Raw genomic sequence first — 21,435 nt, 5'->3', positions numbered from 1 at the left:
ATGACAGCACCTCCGGGAGGCCGGGCAGATGCTGGCGATGCTATTCTCACTCGCCGAGAATGCCAATACCGAAATTGGAGAATGCTTGATGGTCGACCTTGAATTGGACGGCGAACTGGCGGTCATCACCATCGACCGTCCCCACGCCCGCAATGCCATCTCGCTGGACACGATGGACGCGCTGAACGCGGCCCTGGACGGCGCGGCCGGCGCCCGCGCGCTCGCGATCACCGGCGCCGGCGACAAGGCGTTCGTGTCCGGGGGCGACCTCAAGGAACTTGCGTTGCTGCGCACCGAACTGGAGGCGGCCGAGATGGCCTGGCGGATGCGCACCATCTGCGATCGCATCGCGGGGTTCCCCGGGCCGGTGATCGCCGCGCTCAACGGACATGCGCTCGGAGGCGGTGCCGAGGTGGCCGTGGCCGCCGACATCCGGATCGCCGCCGATGACATCAGGATCGGGTTCAATCAGATCTCGCTGGCGATCATGCCGGCCTGGGGCGGTGCGGAGCGCCTCGGCGCACTCGTCGGTCGCAGTCAGGCGCTGCTGTTGGCCGGCACCGGACGCGTGCTGGATGCCGCGACGGCCGAGCGGGTCGGCCTGATCGACCAGGTGGTGCCACGCGCCACATTCGCCGACACCTGGCGTGAGACTGCGCAGCTGCTGGCGCGCCGCCCAGCCGGCGAGATCAAGCGGGTGATCAACGGCGCCACGACCACCGAGGCCGTGACGGCGTTCGCGAGGCTCTGGGTCTCCCAGGAACACTGGGACGCCGCCGACAAGGTGATGAACAAGGCGAAATAGACTGGGCCAGAGGCTACTTGACGCACCATCGCGGCGCAGCCCGGGTCCAAGTGACCATTGGCGCATGGGGCCTTGAGGCGAACTAGCCGATCGGCTACTGTGACATCACGCTGGATAGCCGAACGGCTAGCAGCCAGGCGATGGGCAGGTACCGATGAACACCCGGGGTCAACGCATTCTGCTGTGGACGGCGCCCCCGGCCATGGCCCTGTTCACGCTCGCCTTCGTGCTCTTCCCGGTGTTCGCTCCGCCGTTGTCGCCGACGATGACACCGGAGCAGGTTGCCGCGTTCTTCCGGGAGCACCACACCGCCATCCTCGGGGTGGTGATCCTGTGCAACCTGATCGCCGGATCGCTGGTACCACTGTTCGCGGTGATCGCCGTGCAGATCTCCCGCACTGCCACCTCGAGCAGCGTCTTCAGTTACGCGTACATCATCTGTGTCGGGACCGGCACCACCGCGCTCATCCTCGCCGATTACTGCTGGGGGGTGGCCGCTTTCCGACCCGACCGCGATCCGCAATTGATCAGCTTGCTCAACGATATGGCGTGGTTCTTCTTCATCGCACCGGTCGGCACCATCGTGGTGCAGAACCTCTGCTTCGCGGCGAGCATCTATCTCGACGAACGCTCCCAGCCGATCTTTCCTCGGTGGGTGGCGCATTTCAATGTGGCGGCCGCCCTGCTCTTGGCCCCCGGAGCGTTCTCGGTGCTGTTCAAGACCGGCCCCTTGGCCTGGGATGGTTCGGCGTCCTTCACCCTGCGGATCGTGGTGCTCGCGACCTACCTGGTGGTGATGTTCCCGGTTGTCCTGCGGGCCGTGAACCGCCAGGGCAGCGAGCAGGCGGTGTTGGTGTGATCCTCGCGCCGGCGCGCCGCCGCCCCAAGCTCGACCAGTGGCTCGCCTTCGCGACGGTGCCGTTCTTCTTCACCCTGTTCGGCATCGTTTTCGTCCCACTGAGCGGGATGATGCCGCCGCGCTCACCGAGCAGTTCACCACCGCAGATCGTCGACTTCATGCAGTCGGACAGCCTGCTGGTCGCCTGCGCCATCCTGACGCTCTGTTTCGGGCTGGCACCATTGTCCAACGCGGTGTACCTCATCCAGATCAAACGCATGTCGGTGAGTCCGGTGTTCCGCTATTCGCTGATGGTCGGCTCGATGTCCGGTGCCATCGTCGGCATGCTGTTCCCGATGTTCTGCTTCGGCCTCGGGGCATTCCGCACTGGTTACGACCCGTCGGTTCTGGCCATGCTCTACGACTTCGGATATCTCGCCTACATCGGCTCGCTGGGCTGTTTCTGCGTGATGTGGCTTGCCTTCGGCCTGGCCATCATCCTGGACACCAACAGCGTGTTGCCGAAATGGCTTGGCTACTACACCGTCTGGCAGTACGTCACCGAACTGATGGCCGCACCGGTGTGGATCGCCACATCCGGGCCCTTCGCCTGGAACGGGCTGATGACGTTCTGGTTCGCGATGGTGATCTACGTGCCGTGGCAGATCATCGTCTACGTCTGCATCCACCGCTCCATCAAGAACCAGCCCGACGACGAGCTGGAGAACGCGTGACCGATCTCCTGCAACGAGAAGCCAAGACCCGCGGCCACATTCCGGGCGAGTCGAGCATGTGGTTCTTCGTCATCGGCGACCTGATCATCTTCGCCGGCTACTTCCTGGCGTACATGTACTACCGCGGCCAAGATCCAGAGCTGTTCTTGGAGAGTCAGGCTCGGCTGAACCTCGACATCGGTGCGGCCAACACGGTGGTTTTGCTCACCAGCTCGTTGTTCGTCGCACTCGGCACCTCCGCCGCGCGGTCCGAGAAGACAGCAGATGGAGTGCGGCTCATCGGATTTGCGTTGACCCTCGGGGCCGCATTCCCGGTCCTGAAACTGTTCGAATACGTTCCGGAGGTCCTTGCCGGCGTCACCCCCGGCACCAACGTGTTCTTCATGTTCTACTACGTGATGACGGGTCTGCACCTGTGCCACGTCATGCTGGGCCTGGTGATTCTCTCTTTCGTGATCCGCAACCTGAGAGATCCTGCCAGGAAGAACATTTCGTTCGTCGAGACCGGCGCCACCTACTGGCACATGGTCGATGTGCTGTGGCTCGTCCTGTTCGCTCTGCTCTACGGGATGCGCTGACATGGCGCGATATGTCCGCAACCCGCTGACCATCACCTGGGTGCTGCTCACCGCGGTCACCCTGGTGTCCTGGCTGGCGGCCCGCGACACCGGTTCGGCGCACGTCCTCAACGTGGGGGTGACGGTCGTCGTGTTGGCCATCGCCGCGGTGAAATCGCAGCTGGTGATCTGGTACTTCATGGAGGTGCGGCACGCGCCGAACTGGCTGCGGGTGGTCGTCACCGGTTGGGTGGTGACGCTTTTCGCCGCACTGCTCGGTATCTATCTCATCATTCCGTAGCGTGCGCTCCCGGCGCGCGCACCTTGCCGGCTGCCGCCTCGAAACCGCTGCCCGCCAGGTCGCCGAAGATCTCCTCGATCGGCAAAGCCTCCCCCTCGAGCTCACGCAGCCAACGCTCGACGAACTCCAGGGTCTCGGCGTGTCCGGCGGACATCCCGAGCGCCTGCTCCATCACAAGAGCCCAGGACAGGCTGGTGCCGATGACCGCCCACACCACCGGTGGCACATCGCCGGGATCCACACCGTAGCGCTGCAGCGCCGCCGTCATGGCCACTCGCTGCTCCTCGCGGAAGCGCTCGGCGTAGTAGCTGATCTCGGCTCGCAGGTCCTTGCGATGGTTTGCCAGGCCCATGAATTCCATCGTGAGTCGGGTGGCCTCGGGGTCGGTGCTGAACAGCCAGATCGCCCGCAGCGGCTGCGCCGACTTCAGCGCCGCCTCCAGCACCACCAGCCCCTGCTCGGCGCGGCGCCGGAACACCGCCAGGAACAGCTCGTCCATCGTGCGGAAGTAGTAGTGCACCAGTTGGGGTTTCAGCCCGGCCCGCTCGGCGACCCGCCGCGACGTGACGGCTGCATAGCTCTCGTCGATCATCAGCGCCTCGGCGGCGTCGAGAAGGACGCCCCGGTTCTTGGCGTCGGGGGCTCCGATCCTGCGCGCTGTGGACATGTCGCTCCCTGCTCGACGTTCGCTCAACTGCTCAAACGGATCGTAGCGACCCGCCGGTTGTGACCTTGACCACGACTCTATCCGCATGCTAAGCAGGTGCACAGCACTTTCGGTGGTTCACATCCCACCCACACGACATCGCCTTCACCCCAACCCACAGCCCGGGAGATCGACCCACATGAGCGAATACGCGACCCTGGATTTCCTCACCGACCAGTCGCTGGTTCCCAACCCCTACCCGTACTTCGACTACCTGCGCGAGCAGAACCCGGTGCTGGAAGTACCCCCGTGGGGATGCATCGCCGTCACCGGTTATGAGGAAGCCGTCGCGGTCTACAAGAACACCGACGCCTTCTCCAACGCCGTCGCCCTGGGTGGCCCCTTCCCGCCGCTGCCCTTCACCCCGGAGGGCGACGACATCTCCGAGCAGCTCGAGGCGCACCGGCACCTGCTGCCCATGTTCGAGCACATGGTCACGATGGACCCGCCCGATCACACCAAGGCCCGCTCCCTGCTGAACCGGCTGCTGACCCCGCGGCGACTCAAGGAGAACGAGGACTTCATGTGGAAGCTGGCCGATGTCCAGCTCGACGAGTTCCTCGACAACGGCAAGTGCGAGTTCCTCGCCGAGTACGCAAAGCCGTTCTCGCTGTTGGTGATCGCGGACCTGCTCGGCGTGCCCGAGGAGGACCACAAGCAGTTCCGCACCAAGCTCGGCGCCGACCGTCCCGGCGCACGGGTGGGCTCACTGGAGCAGGAGGTCGTCGACGAGAACCCGCTGCAGTTCCTCGATGACAAGTTCATCGCCTACCTGGAGGATCGCCGCGCCAACCCGCGCGAGGACGTCCTGACCTCACTGGCCACCGCGCTCTACCCCGACGATTCGGTGCCGCCGGTGATCGAGGTGGTGCGCTCGGCGACCTTCCTGTTCGCCGCCGGCCAGGAGACCACCACCAAGCTGCTCAGCGCCGCGATGAGGGTGCTGGCCGAGAATCCCGAGGTGCAGCAGCAACTGCGCGACGATCGCAGCCTGATCCCGACCTTCATCGAGGAGTCGCTGCGCCTGGAGAGCCCGGTGAAATGTGACTTCCGGTTGGCCCGCAAGACAACCGAGGTCGGCGGCGTGCTGATCAAGGCGGGCGCGCCGGTCATGGTGCTCCCGGGCGCGGTCAACCGTGACCCGAAACGCTTCGAGAATCCGCACGAATTGCGCCTGGACCGCAAGAACGTGCGCGAGCACATGGCCTTCGGCCGCGGCGTGCATTCCTGCCCGGGTGGACCGCTGGCACGGGTCGAAGGGCGCGTCTCCATCGAACGGCTCCTGGACCGGATGGGCGATATCACCGTCGACCCCGAGAAGCACGGTCCCATCGGCGATCAGAACTTCAACTACGAGCCCACATTCGTGCTGCGCGGACTGACCGAGCTCAACATCAACTACACGCCACTGCGGTAGGCCCCCTCAACACTTCGGCGCGTTCCCGTATGTACGGGAACGCGCCGAAGTCGCGTGTGCCGGGGTGTGCTCAGCCGGCAGGCTTCATGTAGAACGGCATCTCGATGACCGGCCACTGATTGCGGCCGCAGGATCCGCTCGGCCCGATCGTCTTGTCGTATCCGGCGTACTCCGTGGCCTCCACGTCGACGTGACCGTTGGCGCCCACCGGATAGAACTTGAACGTCTGGAAGCCTTCGACCGGGACACCGTCGGCGCAGAACCGCCAGTTCGGCACCTTGCGCTTGACGTACCACAGACCGTTCGTGGTGTAGATGGGCGCAGACCAGCCGGCGTCGCTGTTCACCGTGCCGGTGCAGTCCGATGGAGAGACGCACTGGGTGGAGATTGTCCAGGTGCTGCGCGTGGAGGGTTGATCCTCGTAGCGCTGATTCAGTTGCGCCCAGTCACCGTTGGACGATGTGAGGAACGTTCCATTGATCCCCCACTGCTGATCGGGACCCAGCGGATCGGCATGGACAGGCGGTGCTCCACCGAACGCGATGAACGATGCGGCGGCGACGACAGCGCTCACCTTAGTGGCCGACATGGCAGCGCTCCTCCGGACCGATAGTGGCATTCTCTGTTTCGGAGAATAACAGCGAAAGGCGGCGCACCCATGCGGATCCCGCCGATCTGGACGGCGCGATCGCGTGAGGTCGGCCAGGTCGAGCTCTCGCGTCGGAGCAATCTTCTCCAGAAACAAGAATTTCGTTTTCAAGTGTGCAAGAGTAGAAGCCGTGCGCGTGACAGTATTGGCGGCCAGTGCGTTGATTGCCGCCGGATCGATCGTGGCTCCGCAGGCCAATGCCCCGCGAGCGGCGGCGGAGCCGCAAACGTGCAATGACGCCTTCTGCGTGCCCGGGATCAACCCGAACGCCATCCTCGGCAACACGTGCACCAACACCACGTACTACGTCTTCGGCGTCGACGCCCGAAACGGTTGGGGCCGACTGGTGTTCTGCGGATCGCCGCGTCGCTACGAGCCACGCTGGTTCCGTTCGCCACCGATGGTGGGCATCCGCGACGAGAACAGCCTCTGCATCAACGAGAACAACGCCGTGGCCCAGGCGCCGGACGGACTGTTCCTCAGCTGCGTGGCGATGAACGGTGATACCCGCTGGCGGCGCGGCGATTCCTGACACGCGCTACCAGCTCCGCAGTGAGCACAGCGCCCCCTTGGGGCCACTATCGGTCTTGAGCACGACACCATCGACGGCCAGGGTGCAGTAGATCGTCGGCGGCGTCAGATTCGGGGACTCGCCGCTCTGCGCGGTCACCATCGCCCACATGTCCGGATCGGCCAGCATCGCATCGAACACCCACGGATGCTCGGGCGCCACCTCGACCTGCGCGCGGGGGCTGAACTGGTACGGATTGTGGCTGTAGTCCGACCAGGTCGGCGGATCGGCTTCGCGGTAGTAGATGTCCACGTAGAACGGCGAATCCGCGGTCACGATGTACTGCACGTGCCGCAGCGGCGGTGGCGGCGGTGGCGGCGGTTCGGCCACCGCGGGCGCGGCCGTCACCACGGCCGCGCACAACATCGTCAACGCCCCCCACAGCGGCAATTCACGACGCATCGTCACATCCTCGTCAGGTAGAACGGATAGGTCAGCGACCCCCCGGGCGCACCGTCACAGCCGACGGCGAAGCTGGAGACCATCTCGCCGGCCAAAGTCGTTGCATCCCAGGAATACACATCGTGGGTCGGGATCGTCGGGCCGTAATAGATGTTCCCGCAGCGCAACCCGAATGGGTCGTCGATGGTCATCGTGTACCGGCCGTCGACCATGGTCGCGTTCGCATTCGTATACTGCGCCTTGGCCACCGGCTGCGGAATGGTCAGGACATTGATGCAGTCCGGGATGAGGACCCGGTCCTCGCCCTCACACGGTGTCATCGCCGACCAGATCCAGGTATGGAAGTCCCGCCGGTCCGGGATGTTGACGCCGTAGTTGCCCAGGTACATCGTTGCAGCCGCCGGCGGTGCGACACCCACCGCGACCGCAGCGCCCACCGCACCGAACACCGTTGCGGCTGTCATCGTTTTCATCGATCGCCTCCAGACATTCATGTCGGCATCAGGTCCTGCCACGTCGACGCGGTGTTCACCAGATCGGTCTGCCGATACAGGTGGCCATCGGCCCCCATGTACTGGCCGGTGCGCGGGTTGTACTTGGCGACCGCCATCGACGGGCCCTGTGCACCTGCACCGTCGAAGGCACTGGGCGTGGCGGCCGGGGCGAGTACATCGGGCGGCGGCGGCACCGCGCCTCCCTCGGGCAGCTTCACATAGGTGTCCGGGAACTGCGGGACCTCGGTGGCCTGCGGCAGATCTCCGGGGGGCAACGGCACCACCCCGTAATCCGGCTCCGGCGGCGGCAATTGGCCAACCACCGGAGGTTCGGTGTACAGCGGCCGACCGGGCAGCAGGGGCCCGGGCGGCATGCCCGGGAAGCTGGCGGGTGGCTGCGGCGGCGAGAGCGGGTTCGGCGGCGGAACGACCGCCCCCGGCGGCAGCGGGGTGCCCTGCAGTGGACCGTAGATGTTCTCGTCGGGCAGCACCCGGGTGTCCACCGGGACACCCTGGGCGATCAGGTTGGGGTCGATCGGGTACGGCCCGAGCGCGTGCTGACGCTGGGCCAGCGGCACGAACCCACGCGGGTCATTGCAGAGTTCGACGGTGGGTGCGCGCTTGCCCGGATGTCCCTGGCAAGGGTAGTTCCGGGCGCCGCGCACCGCGATCGGCGAATCCTGGGGCAGCTTGCAATAGATGTTGTCCGGGGTGTCGATGGTGGTGGTGTCGGCCGGCGACCGCCACGCCGACGGCGGCAGGAATCCGACCGTGCACGACGGCGGGTCGCCGAGCCCGAGCGAGAACTCACCATTGGGTAGGCCGGCGGGATTGTTGGTCGGTGCGTATGTCTGAATCTGGGAGACATAGGGCGGCAACAACACCAGCAGCTGCTCCAGCGAGGCGTTGTAGGTGACACCGATCTGACCGATGGTGGTCAGGTTCGCCAACAGCACCGGCAGCGTCGGCTTGAGGTCGTTGAGCAGCATCGAGGTCTCCGCGGCGAACCCGGGCCCGTTCTGCAGGATCGACCGCACGTGGACATCGTTGTCCGCCAACTGATCCGTGATGCCGGCTAGGCTCGCCGCCCAGGTCCGGGTCTGCTCGGTGGTCTGCGCCTGCGCTTGCAGGAATGGCCCGGAGTCGTCGATCAAGGCACGCACCTGATCGGAGATCCCGTTGGCGTCCCTGGTGATCGTCTCGGCCGAGTCCAGCATCGAACCGAACGCATAGCCGGTGCCGTTGAACGCCTCATAGGTGGAGTCGAGCAACTGGCTCAGCTTGTCCTGCGGGATGGTATCCATCAGCGCGCTGACCTGATCGAGCATCGGCCCGACCTTCTGCGGGATGGAGGTGTTCTCCTGTGTGATCACCGATCCGTTCTTCAGGAACGGGCCGGAATCGGTGCGAGGCAACAGCTCGACGAACTGCTCACCGACGGCCGACATGCTGCGCACCTCCGCCTTCAGATCCGCAGGGATCTCCGGTGAGGTGTCCAGCGACAGCGTGGCCTCGGCGCCCCTGTCGGTCAGTTCGACCGAGGTGACCTTGCCGACCTGCGAACCGCGGTAGGTCACATTGCTGAACCGGTAAAGCCCCCCGGTGGCCGGGAGTTCCACCTTCACGGTGATCCGTCCCAGGCCGAGCAGCGTGGGCACCTGCATGTAGTTGAAGATCATCACCGAGACACCGATCACCGAGGCGATGGTGAACAGAATCAGCTGGATACGAACGAAACGGGTCAGCATCAGCGGCCTCCAGCAGGTGCATTGCCTTGCGGCCCATATGGTCCGGCGAAGATGGGGGCCGCGCCACCGGTCATCGGCGTGGCGACCTGCAGCGGACCACCCACCGTGCTCACCGGTGGGGTGAACGGCAGCACCGGACCCGTCGGCAGCGGAGGCGGGGCCGGCGGCGCAGCGGCCGGCGGCTCGCCCGGATTGATGATCTGCGCCGGCGGCGGTTCGACGCCGGTCTTGAGCGGATCATAGGTGTAGTTCAGGTAGGGCGGATCGCCGGGCGCGGGTACCACCTGCAGGCCGGCCTCGCCCCACCGCGTACCCAGGAACAGACTGCGCTTCAGCCGAGGCACCGTCAGGTCGATGGTGGCGAACAGGTTGTAGTAATCGCCGCGGATGGCCCGGTCGATGAAGCTCTGGGTGAACGGAAAATGCACCGCGTACTCCAGCACATCGGGGAGTTGTTTGCCGACATCGGCGAGCGCCTTGATCGCGGGTTCCAGATTCTTGAGGTTTCGCACCAGATCGGCTTGCGATTCGTTGGCGAGGTTGCTCGCCGTCGCACCGAAGGTGCCGAGCTTCTGCAACGCCGTCACCAGCCGCGGCCGTTCCTTGATCAGCACGTCCATCGCGGGCGGGATCTTGTCCAGGGCGCGGGTGATCACATCACGCTGACCGGCGAACGTCGAGGACAGCCGATTCAGAGATTCGATCGATGCCACGATGTTGCCCCGTTGCGCGTCGAGAACGCCGACGAAGGTGTCCAACCGGGTGATCAGGTCTCGGATCTCGGTCTCGCGCCCGCCGACGGCGGCGCTGAAATTGTGGATCACATCGCCGATCTGACCGAGCCCGCCACCGTTGACGACCGCAGCCAACGAGGCCAGTGTCTGCTCCGTCGACGGATAGGTCGACGAATTGTCGAGCGCCACCGTGGAACCCGGCGGCAACTGACCTTCCGGGGCCTCACCGATCGGCGGATTGAGCGCCACGTGCATGGACCCGAGCAGACTGGTCTGCCCCACACTGGCGACGGCGTTCGCAGGTATGACCACGTCCGGTTTGACCGACACCTCGATCACGGCGTGCCAGTTCTTCACCGCGAGGCTGCGGACGCTGCCCACCACCACGTCATCCACCATCACCGGCGAATTCGGCTCCAAGGTCGCCACATTGGCGATCTCGACCTGGTAGACGTGCGCATCCGATCCCCGGCCGACCGCTCCGGGCAACGGCAGGGAATTCACGCCCTGGAACGCACAGCCGGAGGTGGTGATCGCCACACACGCACCGACTGCCACGACTATTCGTCTGCCTCTCATGCCGGGGGCATTCCTTCCGCTGGCAGCAACGGTGTCTCCGGCGCCGGTGGCGGCGGCGCATCGGGCGCCGGGCCCGGCAATGTCCCTGCCGGATTGAGCATGTCGCGCAGCGACGACGGCACGTTGGGCGGCAGCACCGACACCGGCGGAGCGCCCGGCAGCATCTGTTGCGCCCCCGGCGGCGGGGTCTCCGGTGGCCGGCCGGTGAACGGCGGCGGCGGAGGCGGGCCACCGTTGTACGCCGACAGGGTCGGCGGCAGATCCGGGGCCTCCGGCGAGCCGCCCACCCCACCGGGCATCAAGCCGGGTTCGGAGTACACGATGTCCTGCGGTTCGGCGGACGGCATCAGGTAGGGCGCGATCGGGAACGGCAGATGGTTGAAGTTCACCAGCCGAAGGGCCGGACCCAGGTACTGCGAGCACAGTTTCGCGGTCTCCGGCGCGGTGGTGTTCTCGATCGCTCCGATCGCAGAACACACGAACGACACCGGATCGGAGAAGTTGTTCAGCACGAACTGGCCGACGGCGCTGCCGGTGGACGGGTTGTAGATGTTGTAGCCGTTGAGGAATGCGTTGGGCGCGATGTGCAGCACATTCTCCAGGTTGATCTTGTTGTCGACCAGATTCTGGGTGACATTGGACAACCGCTGCACCTGCTCTGAGGTTTGGTTGCGACTACCCGCCACGAAGCGCTGCACCTCGGTGATGGCCACCGAGAGTTCCTTGACCATCGCGTCGATATCGTCGCCGCTACCGTTCACAACGCTGGTCAAGGTGGCCAGCCGGTTCTGGAATGCCACCACCTGCTGGTCACTGTTCTTCAATGCGGTGACGAACTTCTGCAGGTTGGTGATGATGTCGACGATGTCGCCACTGCCCTCGGCGAGCACCCGCGCCACCCCGGACAGTTCGTTGATGGTGTCACGCAGCTTCGGCCCGTTGCCCTCCAGAGCATTTGCGGCACTGTCGATGAACCTCGACACCGAGGTGCCGTCGACACCGCTCTGCGGCCCGAGGTCGGTCGCCAGGCGGGTGAGCTGGGCCTTCACCTCGTCCCATTCGACGGGAACCGCGGTGCGCTCCAACGGAATCACCGCGTCATCAGGCAGCGTCGGGCCGCTCGACCGGTAGGCCGGGGCCAGTTGGACATAGCGGGACGCCACCAAATTGGGCGCCACGATCACCGCCTTCGCGTCGGCGGGCACCTCGATACCGTGGTCCACCTTCAAGGTGAGTCTGGTCTGGGTACCTTCGGGCTCGATCGACTCGATGGTGCCGACGACGACACCGGACACCCGCACTTCGTCGCCCGGATAGATGCCGGTGGCGGTGGTGAACAGTGCCGAGATGGTGCGCGGCCCGAAGTACAACTCGCGGGCCAGATACCCGGCGCCCGCCACCAGCAGTGCCACGGCGGCGACGGCCAGGATCGCCGTACGTCTGCGGTTCATCAGCGCGAACCTCCGGGAATTCCGTTGTAGGGCAGCGGTAGCTCGGCACGCGGACCCGCATTGTCCGGCGGCTGCCCGGCGTTGACGCCACGCCGGAAGCCGAACGCGTAGTCGATGAAGGGCTGCAGGATCTGAGCCGGCTGCAGATTGGGCACGTAGGCGTTGTAAAAGGGGCCGTTAGCCAGGGTTTCGGCCTGGGACAGCATGAATTTCTTGACGTTGGGCAGTGCGTTGGAGATGTTGTCGCGGTTCTTCTCCAGCACCTCGGTGACCGCGTTCAGCCGCTCCAGGGTGGGCGCCAGCTGAGCCTCGTTATCGGCAACGAGCCCGGTCAGCTGCCGGGACACTGCCGTCGTGCTGGCCAGCAGGTCGACGATGGCACCGCGCCGGTCGTCGAGCACGCCGAGTAGGTCGTTGGCGTTGAGAATCAACGTGTTCAACTGCGTGCTGCGCTCGCCAAGGACCACCGACACTTCGCTCGCGCTCTTGAGCAGGGTGGCCAGATCCTCGTTACGTCCGTTGATCGACTTGGACAGTCTGCTCAGGCCGTCGAAGGTGGGCCCGAGCTGCGGGGCGAGCTGGTCGATGGTCGCCGACAAGGTGTCCAGCGACTGGTTGAGCTGACCTGTGTCGGTACCGGCCGTGTTGATGGTCAGGTCGCTGACCGCATCGGTGAGCGAATACGGCGAGGAGGTACGCGATGTCGGGATGACGTCGTTCTGGCTGAGTGTCCCGCTGCCTGCGGATTCGAGGGTCAGTACCCGCTCGCCGAGCAAGGAGCCGGTCCGGATGTGCGCGGTGGTCTGTGAACCCACCGGGTACTTTCCGGCGGTGGTGAATTTGACCAGCGCATCACCGTTCTCCAGTGACACGTCGGTGACCGACCCGATCTTGATACCCGACATCGTCACGTCGTTGCCGACGGCAATGCCACCGGCCTCGGTGAACAGCGCCTGGTAGCGCACCGAGGTGGCCCACTGAATCAGCTTCTCGGGCTGCAGACCGACCGAGATGACGAGCACGATCAAGACCACGCCCATGATGCCGGCCTTGACGAGATTGGCTCCGCGATACTTGAGCATCAGGGCTCCCCGCACCTTCCGGATTCTTGTTTGAGCATGGGGAAGACCGCCGTACGACCTTGCAGGTCGGTGACGCGGATCGACAGTCCGCAGATGTAGTACATGATCCAGCTGCCGTAAGAGCCCAGCCGCGCGAACTTCTTGTAGTTCTCCGGGGCCTTCTGCAAGCCGGCATCGAACCCTGCCCGGCCGTCGTAGAGCAGCGGGGCCATCCGATTGAGTTGGTCGACAGTGCCTTTCAGCGGTGGGCGGGCCTCGGTGAGCAGGCTCGCGATCGAGGACGTGCCGTTGTCCAATGCGGTGATGGCCTCACCGATCGGGTCGCGGTCCTCCGACAGTCCGGTGATCACCTGCTCCAACCGGTCGATGGTCGCGGAGAACTTGTCGCCGTCCTTGGCCAGGGTGTCCACCACGCCGTTGAGGTTGGTGATGAGTTCCTGGATGACCTCGTTGTTGTCGGCCAACGTGTTCGAGAAGGACGACGTCCTGGTCATCAGCGAGCTCAGCGAGTCGCCCTGACCCTGCAGGATCTGGATCAGCGATGTCGTGAGCGCGTTGACATCCTGCGGATTCAGGCCCTGGATCACCGGGCGCAGCCCGCCCAGCAGCAGATCCAGATCCAGTGCTGCGGCGGTGCGGTCCTTGGGGATCTGTGCGCCGGCCGGCAACGGCTGGGTGGATCCGGGTCCGTCGATGAGCTCGAGATAGCGATCCCCCACCAGGTTCAGGTAGCGCACCGCCGCCTTGGTGCCAGTGGTCAGGCCTATCGCGCGGTCGGTGTCGAAGGACACGACCACTGAGCGGTCGGGCTGCAGCGCCACCTCGTTGACGGTGCCCACCCGGACGCCGGCAACGCGGACCGAATCACCGGCCTCCAGGCGGGAGGCGTCGGCGAACACCGCCGAGTAGCCGTTGGTGGAGCCACTGCGGTACTGGCCGAAGGCCATGAACAGGAACGCGGTGAGGAACGCCATCACGGTGGCGAACACCGCGAACTTGATGAGAGTGCCGTTGGCGCGCATCATCCCGGCTGTCCTACCTGTGTGGTGTTGCGCGGCGGTCCGTCCAGCGGGCCGAACAACATCTGCTTGAGTCCATCGGAGTTGAGCAGGATGCCCTGGTTGCCGTACTGCCAGGGGTTGGCGTTCGTGTCGGTGACCAGATACTTCGCCCGGTTGCCGAAGCCGATATAGGGCAGCCCCATGCAGTTCGGTCCGCCCTTGGCGGCCACCTTCGGCAGGTTCTGCGGGTAGCGGTAGCGTTCGATTCCCAACGTGAACGCCACATTGACCAGAACCCCGGGATCGGGCAGCGGCGGCTGGTTCTTGACGAACAACATGCCCTCGAGCGCACAGTTCAGGCCGGGCGCGTACTCGTTGAGCAGGTCGGTGGTCGGCGCCAGCAGGCGCAGCACCTCGCTGAGTGCGGGCTGGTTGCCGCCGATGACCTCGTTACCGGTGTCGGCCAGCCCGATCATACTGACCAGGAAGGCGTCGAGGTTCTGTTCCTCGTCGATGATGCTCTGGCTGATCTGCGTCGTATTGTCCAGCGTCCGAAGCAGATCCGGCGCGGCGTCGGCGTAACCACCGGCGACGACGGCGGTGTTCTCGATATCACGCGCCATATTGGGCAGGCTGGGCTCCAGCTTTTCCAGCAGCGCCTCGAAATCGCTGAGCGTCTGCCCCATCTTCTCACCGCGGCCGCCGAAGGCCGCCGACATCGCGCCGAGGGTTTCGTTCAGCTTGGCCGGATCGATCTTGTCCAGAACCCGGGTGAGCTGCTGGAAGACGGTGTTGATCTCGACGGTGACGCGCTGCCCCGTCAGCACCTGCCCGGCATACATCCTTGCCGCGGAGGGGTTCTCGGGCGGCAGCAGCTCCACGTATTTCGCACCGAACACGGTCGACGAGGCGATGTCGGCCGTGACGTTGGAAGGGATCAGCCTCAACTGCGCCGGGTTCATCTCCAGCTTCAGCTGGGCGCGCCCGTCGGGCAGCGCGTCGATCGCGGCCACCTTGCCCACCTCGACGCCACGCATCTTGACCTTGGCGTCCGGGTTCATCACCAGACCCGCGCGGTCCGAGATCAGGGTCACTGTCTCGGACTTGGTGAAATCCCCCCGGAACAGGGTGACCGACAGCCCGATGATCAGGCCGATCACCACTACGGTGACCAGGCCGGCCAGGGCGCTCTTGCTTGTGTGCGTCATCGACCGTTGCCCCTAGCCCGACAGGTTGAAGTTGCCGTTGGAGCCGTAGATGGCCAGCGACACCAACAGGGTCACCGACACCACCACGACCAGTGAGGTACGCACCGCGTTACCGACCGCCACCCCGACCCCGGACGGTCCGCCGGTCGCGAAGAACCCGAAGTAGGTGTGGATGAACAGCACCGCCAGCGCCATCAGGATCGCCTGCAGGAACGACCACAACAGGTCGATCGGGTTCAGAAACGTGTTGAAATAGTGCGAATAGAGGCCGCCGGACTGACCGAAGAGCACCGTTGTGGTGAATTCACTGGCCAAGAACGAGAGCACCACCGCGATCGAGTACAGCGGGGTGATCGCGATCATGCCCGCCACGATCCGGGTGGACACCAGGTATTCCACCGGCCGGATCGCCATGGCCTCCAGCGCGTCGATCTCCTCGTTGATACGCATCGCCCCGAGCTGCGCGGTGACACCCGCGCCGAACGTGGCGGCCAGCCCGATCCCGGCGATCACCGGGGCCGCGATGCGGACGTTGATGAACGCGGACAGAAATCCGGTCAGCGCTTCGATACCGATATTGCCCAGGCTGGAATAGCCCTGCACGGCGAGCGTGCCGCCGGTGGCCAAGGTCAGAAACCCGACAATCACCAGGGTGCCGCCGATCATCGCCAGGGCACCGGCACCCATCGAGATCTCGGCGATGAGCCGGATGACCTCCCGGCGGTAATGCATCGCGGCCAGCGGAATGCCCTTCACCGCCCGGGCATAGAACAGGGTGTGGTCACCCAGCGATGCCAGCGTGACGACCGGGCGCTTGATGGTGCGCGCCAGCCGCGGATAGGTCGACTTCAGTACTGCGACGTTTCCCATGACTTCAGCTGTCCGTCAGCTGGATACCGATGGCGGTGACCACCACGTTGACCACGAACAGCGCCATGAATGCGTACACCACCGTCTCGTTCACCGCGTTGCCGACGGCCTTCGCGCCGCCGCCGCTGATCGTCAAACCCCGGTAACAGGCGATCAATCCGGCGATCAGGCCGAACAAGCCGGCCTTCACACAGGAGATGATCACCTCCGGCACACCGGTCAGCAGCGTGATCCCGGCGGCGAACGCTCCCGGGTTGACGTCCTGGACGAACACCGAGAAGAAGTAACCGCCCAGGATTCCAATGATGACCACCAGGCTGTTCAGCAGGAATGCCACCAACCCGGAGGCCAACATGCGAGGTGTCACCAGACGCTGTACCGGGTTGATGCCCAGCACCTCCATGGCATCGATCTCCTCGCGGATGGTCCGCGAACCCAGATCCGCACACATCGCCGTCGCACCGGCACCGGCAACGATCAGCACGGTGACCATCGGCCCCACCTGGGTCACGGCGCCGAATGCGGCGCCTGCGCCGGACAGATCAGCCGCGCCCAATTCGCGCAGCAGGATGTTGAGTGTGAAGGAGACCAGCACGGTGAACGGGATCGCCACCAGCAGTGTGGGTCCCAGCGAGACACGCGCCACGAACCAGGCCTGCTCGAGGAACTCCCGCCAGAAGAACGGGCGCTGGAACAGATACTTCACCGCGTCCGCGCTCATCGCGAACAGACCACCTACGGCCTGCATCGGACCCGAGGCGTTCCGCGCAATCGCGACACCGGGTGTCCAGCGGTCCGGACCCTTACCTGCCATGCCCACCGGGTCCTTCCAAGATCGTGACTGATGCTACCGCTGTCGCGCCGCCGGCGTTGTGCGCCAACGCGACTCGGGCTCCATCCACCTGATTGAAGGCCTCGCCGCGCAGCTGCTGAAACAGCTCAACGCACTGTGCCACACCGGTGGCACCCGGCGGATGCCCTTTGGATGTCAAACCTCCACTGGGATTCACCGGCAGCGCTCCCCCGACGCTGGTGACTTCCGCCTCGGCGAGTTCGTATCCGTCGAGGCGGTCAGCAAAGCCATGATCTTCATAGCTGATCGCCCCGTCTCCGGGGACGGAATCGCCGAGTTCGGGGATACGAATATCCGACGGTGTCATATTTGCCATCCTGAAGCACTGCTGCGCCGCATGACGGGTGCCGGGACCGCCGAGGGATCCTAGTTGCATTGCCGCATCACCGAGTGCGGTGCGCCTCGTGCCAGGGCGGGTGGCCAGGCGCTGGAATGCGGCCGGATCGTTGTCGACGCTGCGTATCGGGTCGGCGAAAGCCGGTGGCAGCAGATCCTTGAGCCCGAGCGCGACGTGCTCCCCGAAGGTGGACACCCCAGCGCCGTCGATGGCGACGTGTCTCATGACCTCCCCTCGTTGCCGGATTAAAACTATATCGAACGATTTACGGTAAGTATGCCGATATTCGCTACACCTGCGGTACACCGCATGACGGGTACTCACCGCGTCGCCTTGTCCGGGCGACCGATCGACAGGTAGGGCATGGGCTGTGTCTGGACCTCTCGGGGACGAATCAGGTGACGGCGCCGGCGGTTTTGAGCTCGATGATGCGGTCCCAGTCCAGACCGAGTTCCAGCAGGATCTCGTCGGTCTGTTCGGCGAATCCGGGCGCTCCCCCGGTGCTGGGCGCGGTCACGTCGAACTGCACCGGGTTGGCCACCAGTTCCAGATCCCCGGCCTGCACGATGTACTCGTTGGAGCGGATCTGGGCGTCCTTGGCGGCCTGCAGCGTGTCCTGAACCGGAGCCCACGGTCCGGCGAGGGTGGCGAAGCGCTCGCTCCACTCGGGCAGCGTGCGCTTTTGCATTGCCTGCGTGAGGATCTCGTTGGCGGCGGCGGTGTTCTCGCCGATCGACTCCGCGGTGGCGAACCGGGGATCGTCGATCAGCTCGTCGAGCTCCATGTGCCGGCACACGTCGGCCCAGAACTTCGTGGGCTGCATCATGACGAACGAGATGTAGCGGTCGTCGGCGGTCGGGTACAGCCCGACCAGCGGGTTCAGCGGGGAACCCTGTGTTCCCGGCGGGAAGGCCTCCATCCGCTGATTGAGGTGGTTGGTCAGCGCCACGGTGTGGCCCAGCGACCACAGCCCACTGCCGAGCAGGGAGACATCCACCACCGACGGCTCCCCGGTGCGCTCCCGCTTGAGCAGCGCCGCGGCGATGCCGCCGGCCAGGTTCGTCCCGGAGATGGTGTCCCCGTAGGCGGGTCCTGGGGGCCCGACCATGCCCGGGGTGCCGGGCGGCGTGATGGTCGCGGCGGTGCCGGCGCGGCACCAGAACGCCGTCATGTCGTACCCGCCCTTGACCGCTTCCTCGCCCCGCGGCCCCAGCGCACTCCCCCTGGCGTAGATGATGTTCGGGTTCACCGCGCGGACATCCTCGACGTCGATGCCGAACTTCTCCCGGTGCCCGGGCAGGAAGCTGGTGAGGAAAACGTCGGCGCGGCGGGCGAGTTCGAGGAGAACTTCGCGCCCCTCGGGCACCGACATGTCCAGACCGATGCTCCGCTTGCCGCGGTTGGCATGTTCGATATTCGGGTTGGGATCGCCTTCGACCCGCAGCAGACCGGTCTGACGCAGCCCACGCTGCGGATCGCCGGTCACCGCGTGCTCGACCTTGACCACATCGGCACCCCATTCGGCGAGCACGGCGCCGGCCGACGGCACGAAGCCGTACATGGCGACCTCCAGCACCCGGATCCCGTCCAGCGGTTTACTCATCGGCGCAATCTCCTCTCCGCGCAAGCGCTCATTCCGCGGCCACCGGCACCGCGAATGTCTTGGCTTCCAGGAACTCTTCGAGTCCGGCGATACCCATCTCGCGTCCGATGCCGGATTGCTTGAACCCACCGAAGGGGCTGTCCGGGCTGAAGTAGTTACCCCCGTTGATGGAGAACGTGCCGGTACGGATGCGCCGCGCGACCGCCAGCGCACGGTCCTGGCTGCCGAACACCGCGCCGGACAGTCCATAGATGGAGTTGTTGGCGATCCGCACCGCGTCGTCGTCATCGTCATAGGCGATGACCGCGAGAACCGGACCGAACACCTCCTCCTGGGCGATCTCGCTGTCGGGGTCGACGTCGGTCAGCAGGGTCGGCGTGTAGAAGTAGCCCGGACCCTTCTTCTCGCCGCCGGTGACCAGTGTTGCCCCGGCGGCGACGGCCCGCTGAACCATCGCGTCGACCTTGTCGCGTTGCTTCTCGCTGATCAGCGGACCCATATAGGTGGACGGGTCGGTCGGATCCCCGTACCGCACATGGCCGAAGTTCGTCTTCACGAGTTCGACGATCTCGTCGTGGTGTTTGCGCGGCACCAGCAGTCGCGAGGTCAGCGCGCATCCCTGCCCGGCATGGGTGACCATACTGAACGCCGAGAACAGGGCGGCGGTGCCGAAGTCGGCGTCGTCGAGGACGATCGCCGCGGACTTGCCTCCGAGTTCGAGGAACACCTTTTTGAGGGTGGCACTGGCCGCGGCCATGATCGCCCGACCCGTCGGGGTGGAACCGGTGAAGGTCACCATGTCGACATCCGGGTCGGTGGTCAGCACCGCGCCCACCTGTGGGTCCGCCCCGCTGATGACGTTGACGACACCGGCCGGGATGTCGGTGTGATGGGCGATCAGCTCGCCGAGCGCGAGAGTGATCAGCGGGGTGTCCGGCGCGGCCTTGAGCACCACGGTGCAGCCGGCGGCAAGTGCGGGCGCCAACTTCGCCAACGCCAACTGGTTCGGATAGTTGTAGGCGATGATCGCGGCGACCACGCCGCCGGCTTCCTTCTCGACCCAGCGATGATGCTGCTGCCCGCGGCTCTCGACATTGCCGAGGTCCTCGGTCAGCGGGTAGTCCCGCAACAGGTTGGCGTAGTACTCGACGATCGCGATCGGCTGGTCCAGCTGCGCGCCCTGGTTCAGCGCCGCAGTGGCGCCCACCTCCGCGGTCGTGAGCGCGGCGAGCTCGTCGCGGTTGGCCAGCAGGGCGGCGTGGAATTGCTCCAGGCAACGCACGCGCAGCGCCACGTCGGTGGCCCAGCCCGAGCTGTCGAAGGCGCGCCGCGCCGCGGCGACCGCGGCCTCGGCATCGGCGACCGATGCGTCCGGTGCGTGGCCGAGCAGGTCACCGGTGGCGGGGTTCACGGTGGCGAACGTGCGGGCAGCATCGACGAGTTGCCCGTCGATCAGCATCCGCCGATCTGCCCTCGTATCCGCTGGGTGGCCGGCCGAATCACTGCCGCCCTCGGCGGTGATCGTGGGGGTCGTCGACATCAGGCTCCTCACTGTGATGGAAATTTCATTCTCATCAACGGCGAATACTACATCCGGTTGATGAGAACGCAAGAAAAGATAGATGCGCTAGTCGTACGCGCCTAGCTGCCGACCCGCCCAAACGTTTGTTCCCGATTTGCGTGCGCCGCGCCTTGCGGTGAAGCTGCTGCCGAGAGTACGGTTCTCATAATCGGAAGGGCGATTCTTGAGATCGCGGCCACAGTTCCGTCAGTGCCAAGGAGGGCTCCTACGTGAAGAACGCTGTCGTGACAGGCGGCGGGTCGGGCATCGGACGGGCGATCGCGGACCGCCTCCGCGCCGACGGTTACAACGTCGCCACCCTCGACCTCAACCCATCGGATACGCAGAACGCGTTCATCGCCAACGTGACCGACCGCGCCGCGGTGGACGAGGCGCTCGCCGGTATCCGTAGCCAGCTCGGCCCGATCTCGATCCTGGTCAACGCCGCCGGACTGGACAGCTTCCGCCGTTTCTCCGACACGACGTTCGAGCAGTGGCAGCGTGTGATCGACGTGAACCTCAACGGAACCTTCCATTGCATCCAGGCGGTGCTGCCCGACATGGTGGAAGCCGGCTGGGGCCGCATCGTCAACATCTCCTCCTCCAGCACGCACTCGGGCCAGCCGTTCATGGCGCCCTATGTCGCGGCGAAGTCCGCGGTGAACGGTCTGACGAAATCGTTGGCGCTGGAATACGGACCGATGGGTATCACCGTCAACGCCGTCCCGCCCGGATTCATCGACACCCCGATGCTGCGCAAGGCCGAGGGCCGCGGCTTCCTCGGCGATACCGACAAGCAGATCGAGCAGACCCCGGTACGCAGGATGGGCAAACCGGAGGACATCGCGGCGGCCTGCGCCTTCTTCATCTCCGAAGAGGCGAGCTACATCACCGGACAGATCCTGGGCGTCAACGGCGGCCGGAACACCTGAGA

General features: G+C 65.4%; 22 protein-coding genes and 1 pseudogene. 8 read left to right on the top strand and 15 right to left on the bottom strand.

The genetic code is table 11. The annotated features are described in order from the left end of the window. The first annotated feature begins 88 nt into the window (after window positions 1-88). The 5 genes from A7U43_RS11545 to A7U43_RS11525 all read left to right on the top strand — a co-directional run bounded on the left by A7U43_RS11545 (window position 89) and on the right by A7U43_RS11525 (window position 3,235). Window positions 89-805, top strand: a complete 717-nt coding sequence (locus tag A7U43_RS11545; RefSeq protein WP_067994980.1) for an enoyl-CoA hydratase/isomerase family protein — start codon at window positions 89-91, stop codon at window positions 803-805. Window positions 806-959: 154 nt separating this feature from the next. Beyond that, window positions 960-1,664 carry a hypothetical protein gene (locus tag A7U43_RS11540; protein ID WP_067994978.1) on the top strand — a complete coding sequence of 235 codons (705 nt, stop codon included), beginning with the start codon at window positions 960-962 and terminating at the stop codon, window positions 1,662-1,664. After that, window positions 1,661-2,377, top strand: coding sequence for a hypothetical protein (locus A7U43_RS11535; RefSeq protein ID WP_067994975.1), 717 nt, complete (start codon window positions 1,661-1,663; stop codon window positions 2,375-2,377). Before A7U43_RS11540 ends, A7U43_RS11535 begins: the two co-directional genes overlap by 4 nt. A gap of 56 nt (window positions 2,378-2,433) precedes the next feature. Beyond that, window positions 2,434-2,955, top strand: coding sequence for a cytochrome c oxidase subunit 3 (locus A7U43_RS11530; RefSeq protein ID WP_082902407.1), 522 nt, complete (start codon window positions 2,434-2,436; stop codon window positions 2,953-2,955). Window position 2,956: 1 nt separating this feature from the next. Further along, the gene (locus tag A7U43_RS11525; RefSeq protein WP_067994970.1) at window positions 2,957-3,235 is read left to right on the top strand and encodes a cytochrome C oxidase subunit IV family protein; all 279 of its coding nucleotides are present in this window, start codon (window positions 2,957-2,959) and stop codon (window positions 3,233-3,235) included. On the opposite strand, the gene A7U43_RS11520 is transcribed toward A7U43_RS11525, so the two are convergent. Beyond that, a complete protein-coding gene (locus A7U43_RS11520) occupies window positions 3,225-3,902 on the bottom strand; it encodes a TetR/AcrR family transcriptional regulator (RefSeq protein WP_082902100.1) in 678 nt (225 codons plus the stop codon). The two genes, A7U43_RS11525 and A7U43_RS11520, sit on opposite strands and share 11 nt — an antisense overlap. Before the next feature lie 178 nt (window positions 3,903-4,080). Here A7U43_RS11520 and A7U43_RS11515 point away from each other — a divergent pair, with 178 nt between their 5' ends. Next, window positions 4,081-5,358: a cytochrome P450 gene (locus A7U43_RS11515; protein WP_067994967.1), complete on the top strand. Its 1,278-nt coding sequence runs from the start codon at window positions 4,081-4,083 to the stop codon at window positions 5,356-5,358. Window positions 5,359-5,428: 70 nt separating this feature from the next. On the opposite strand, the gene A7U43_RS11510 is transcribed toward A7U43_RS11515, so the two are convergent. Next, a complete protein-coding gene (locus A7U43_RS11510; protein ID WP_067994964.1) occupies window positions 5,429-5,947 on the bottom strand; it encodes an Rv2253/PknI dimerization domain-containing protein in 519 nt (172 codons plus the stop codon). Between the two features lie 190 nt (window positions 5,948-6,137). On the opposite strand from A7U43_RS11510, the gene A7U43_RS11505 reads away from it, so the two are divergent. Further along, window positions 6,138-6,539: a hypothetical protein gene (locus A7U43_RS11505; protein WP_067994961.1), complete on the top strand. Its 402-nt coding sequence runs from the start codon at window positions 6,138-6,140 to the stop codon at window positions 6,537-6,539. 6 nt (window positions 6,540-6,545) lie between these two features. On the opposite strand, the gene A7U43_RS11500 is transcribed toward A7U43_RS11505, so the two are convergent. The 13 genes and pseudogenes from A7U43_RS11500 to A7U43_RS11440 form a co-directional block, all read right to left on the bottom strand. Next, window positions 6,546-6,980: a hypothetical protein gene (locus A7U43_RS11500; RefSeq protein ID WP_067994959.1), complete on the bottom strand. Its 435-nt coding sequence runs from the start codon at window positions 6,978-6,980 to the stop codon at window positions 6,546-6,548. Between the two features lie 2 nt (window positions 6,981-6,982). Further along, the gene (locus tag A7U43_RS11495; RefSeq protein WP_231963630.1) at window positions 6,983-7,444 is read right to left on the bottom strand and encodes a hypothetical protein; all 462 of its coding nucleotides are present in this window, start codon (window positions 7,442-7,444) and stop codon (window positions 6,983-6,985) included. 26 nt (window positions 7,445-7,470) lie between these two features. Beyond that, window positions 7,471-9,222, bottom strand: coding sequence for an MCE family protein (locus tag A7U43_RS11490; protein WP_067994954.1), 1,752 nt, complete (start codon window positions 9,220-9,222; stop codon window positions 7,471-7,473). After that, entirely contained in the window at window positions 9,222-10,535 is a 1,314-nt protein-coding gene (locus A7U43_RS11485; protein WP_067994950.1) for an MCE family protein, read from the bottom strand. Before A7U43_RS11485 ends, A7U43_RS11490 begins: the two co-directional genes overlap by 1 nt. Beyond that, a complete protein-coding gene (locus A7U43_RS11480) occupies window positions 10,532-11,986 on the bottom strand; it encodes an MCE family protein (protein ID WP_067994947.1) in 1,455 nt (484 codons plus the stop codon). The genes A7U43_RS11485 and A7U43_RS11480 overlap by 4 nt, the downstream gene beginning before the upstream one ends. Further along, window positions 11,986-13,068, bottom strand: coding sequence for an MCE family protein (locus A7U43_RS11475; RefSeq protein ID WP_068002469.1), 1,083 nt, complete (start codon window positions 13,066-13,068; stop codon window positions 11,986-11,988). Before A7U43_RS11475 ends, A7U43_RS11480 begins: the two co-directional genes overlap by 1 nt. Further along, entirely contained in the window at window positions 13,068-14,093 is a 1,026-nt protein-coding gene (locus A7U43_RS11470; protein WP_067994945.1) for an MCE family protein, read from the bottom strand. The genes A7U43_RS11475 and A7U43_RS11470 overlap by 1 nt, the downstream gene beginning before the upstream one ends. Then, entirely contained in the window at window positions 14,090-15,277 is a 1,188-nt protein-coding gene (locus tag A7U43_RS11465) for an MCE family protein (protein ID WP_067994942.1), read from the bottom strand. Before A7U43_RS11465 ends, A7U43_RS11470 begins: the two co-directional genes overlap by 4 nt. Window positions 15,278-15,289: 12 nt before the next feature. Continuing rightward, complete coding sequence (locus A7U43_RS11460) at window positions 15,290-16,147, bottom strand: MlaE family ABC transporter permease (protein ID WP_067994939.1); 858 nt, start codon at window positions 16,145-16,147, stop codon at window positions 15,290-15,292. A 4-nt stretch (window positions 16,148-16,151) separates the two neighbouring features. Next, window positions 16,152-16,961, bottom strand: a complete 810-nt coding sequence (locus tag A7U43_RS11455) for an MlaE family ABC transporter permease (protein ID WP_068002466.1) — start codon at window positions 16,959-16,961, stop codon at window positions 16,152-16,154. Beyond that, window positions 16,951-17,352 (bottom strand): annotated as a pseudogene (locus tag A7U43_RS11450) (thiolase C-terminal domain-containing protein); the annotation flags it as partial. The gene A7U43_RS11455 and the pseudogene A7U43_RS11450, both read right to left, overlap by 11 nt. Before the next feature lie 379 nt (window positions 17,353-17,731). Continuing rightward, window positions 17,732-18,940, bottom strand: a complete 1,209-nt coding sequence (locus A7U43_RS11445) for a CaiB/BaiF CoA transferase family protein (protein ID WP_067994933.1) — start codon at window positions 18,938-18,940, stop codon at window positions 17,732-17,734. A 28-nt stretch (window positions 18,941-18,968) separates the two neighbouring features. Beyond that, entirely contained in the window at window positions 18,969-20,480 is a 1,512-nt protein-coding gene (locus A7U43_RS11440) for an aldehyde dehydrogenase family protein (RefSeq protein ID WP_067994929.1), read from the bottom strand. A 251-nt stretch (window positions 20,481-20,731) separates the two neighbouring features. On the opposite strand from A7U43_RS11440, the gene A7U43_RS11435 reads away from it, so the two are divergent. Further along, a complete protein-coding gene (locus A7U43_RS11435) occupies window positions 20,732-21,433 on the top strand; it encodes an SDR family NAD(P)-dependent oxidoreductase (protein WP_067994926.1) in 702 nt (233 codons plus the stop codon). Window positions 21,434-21,435 lie beyond the last annotated feature (2 nt).

The organism is Mycobacterium adipatum (assembly GCF_001644575.1).
Lineage (GTDB): Bacteria > Actinomycetota > Actinomycetes > Mycobacteriales > Mycobacteriaceae > Mycobacterium > Mycobacterium adipatum.
The sequence above is the reverse complement of the archived record's forward strand: the minus strand, read 5'-3'. Positions and strand labels throughout refer to the sequence as shown.

Excerpts from the sequence above, each read along its gene's own strand:
- A7U43_RS11545 (WP_067994980.1), top strand. The coding sequence starts at position 89 with ATGGTCGACCTTGAATTGGACGGCGAACTGGCGGTCATCACCATCGAC.
- A7U43_RS11540 (WP_067994978.1), top strand. The coding sequence starts at position 960 with ATGAACACCCGGGGTCAACGCATTCTGCTGTGGACGGCGCCCCCGGCC.
- A7U43_RS11530 (WP_082902407.1), top strand. The coding sequence starts at position 2,434 with ATGTGGTTCTTCGTCATCGGCGACCTGATCATCTTCGCCGGCTACTTC.
- A7U43_RS11525 (WP_067994970.1), top strand. The coding sequence starts at position 2,957 with ATGGCGCGATATGTCCGCAACCCGCTGACCATCACCTGGGTGCTGCTC.
- A7U43_RS11520 (WP_082902100.1), bottom strand. The coding sequence starts at position 3,902 with ATGTCCACAGCGCGCAGGATCGGAGCCCCCGACGCCAAGAACCGGGGC.
- A7U43_RS11515 (WP_067994967.1), top strand. The coding sequence starts at position 4,081 with ATGAGCGAATACGCGACCCTGGATTTCCTCACCGACCAGTCGCTGGTT.
- A7U43_RS11510 (WP_067994964.1), bottom strand. The coding sequence starts at position 5,947 with ATGTCGGCCACTAAGGTGAGCGCTGTCGTCGCCGCCGCATCGTTCATC.
- A7U43_RS11500 (WP_067994959.1), bottom strand. The coding sequence starts at position 6,980 with ATGCGTCGTGAATTGCCGCTGTGGGGGGCGTTGACGATGTTGTGCGCG.
- A7U43_RS11495 (WP_231963630.1), bottom strand. The coding sequence starts at position 7,444 with ATGACAGCCGCAACGGTGTTCGGTGCGGTGGGCGCTGCGGTCGCGGTG.
- A7U43_RS11490 (WP_067994954.1), bottom strand. The coding sequence starts at position 9,222 with ATGCTGACCCGTTTCGTTCGTATCCAGCTGATTCTGTTCACCATCGCC.
- A7U43_RS11485 (WP_067994950.1), bottom strand. The coding sequence starts at position 10,535 with ATGAGAGGCAGACGAATAGTCGTGGCAGTCGGTGCGTGTGTGGCGATC.
- A7U43_RS11480 (WP_067994947.1), bottom strand. The coding sequence starts at position 11,986 with ATGAACCGCAGACGTACGGCGATCCTGGCCGTCGCCGCCGTGGCACTG.
- A7U43_RS11475 (WP_068002469.1), bottom strand. The coding sequence starts at position 13,068 with ATGCTCAAGTATCGCGGAGCCAATCTCGTCAAGGCCGGCATCATGGGC.
- A7U43_RS11470 (WP_067994945.1), bottom strand. The coding sequence starts at position 14,093 with ATGATGCGCGCCAACGGCACTCTCATCAAGTTCGCGGTGTTCGCCACC.
- A7U43_RS11465 (WP_067994942.1), bottom strand. The coding sequence starts at position 15,277 with ATGACGCACACAAGCAAGAGCGCCCTGGCCGGCCTGGTCACCGTAGTG.
- A7U43_RS11460 (WP_067994939.1), bottom strand. The coding sequence starts at position 16,147 with ATGGGAAACGTCGCAGTACTGAAGTCGACCTATCCGCGGCTGGCGCGC.
- A7U43_RS11455 (WP_068002466.1), bottom strand. The coding sequence starts at position 16,961 with ATGGCAGGTAAGGGTCCGGACCGCTGGACACCCGGTGTCGCGATTGCG.
- A7U43_RS11445 (WP_067994933.1), bottom strand. The coding sequence starts at position 18,940 with ATGAGTAAACCGCTGGACGGGATCCGGGTGCTGGAGGTCGCCATGTAC.
- A7U43_RS11440 (WP_067994929.1), bottom strand. The coding sequence starts at position 20,480 with ATGTCGACGACCCCCACGATCACCGCCGAGGGCGGCAGTGATTCGGCC.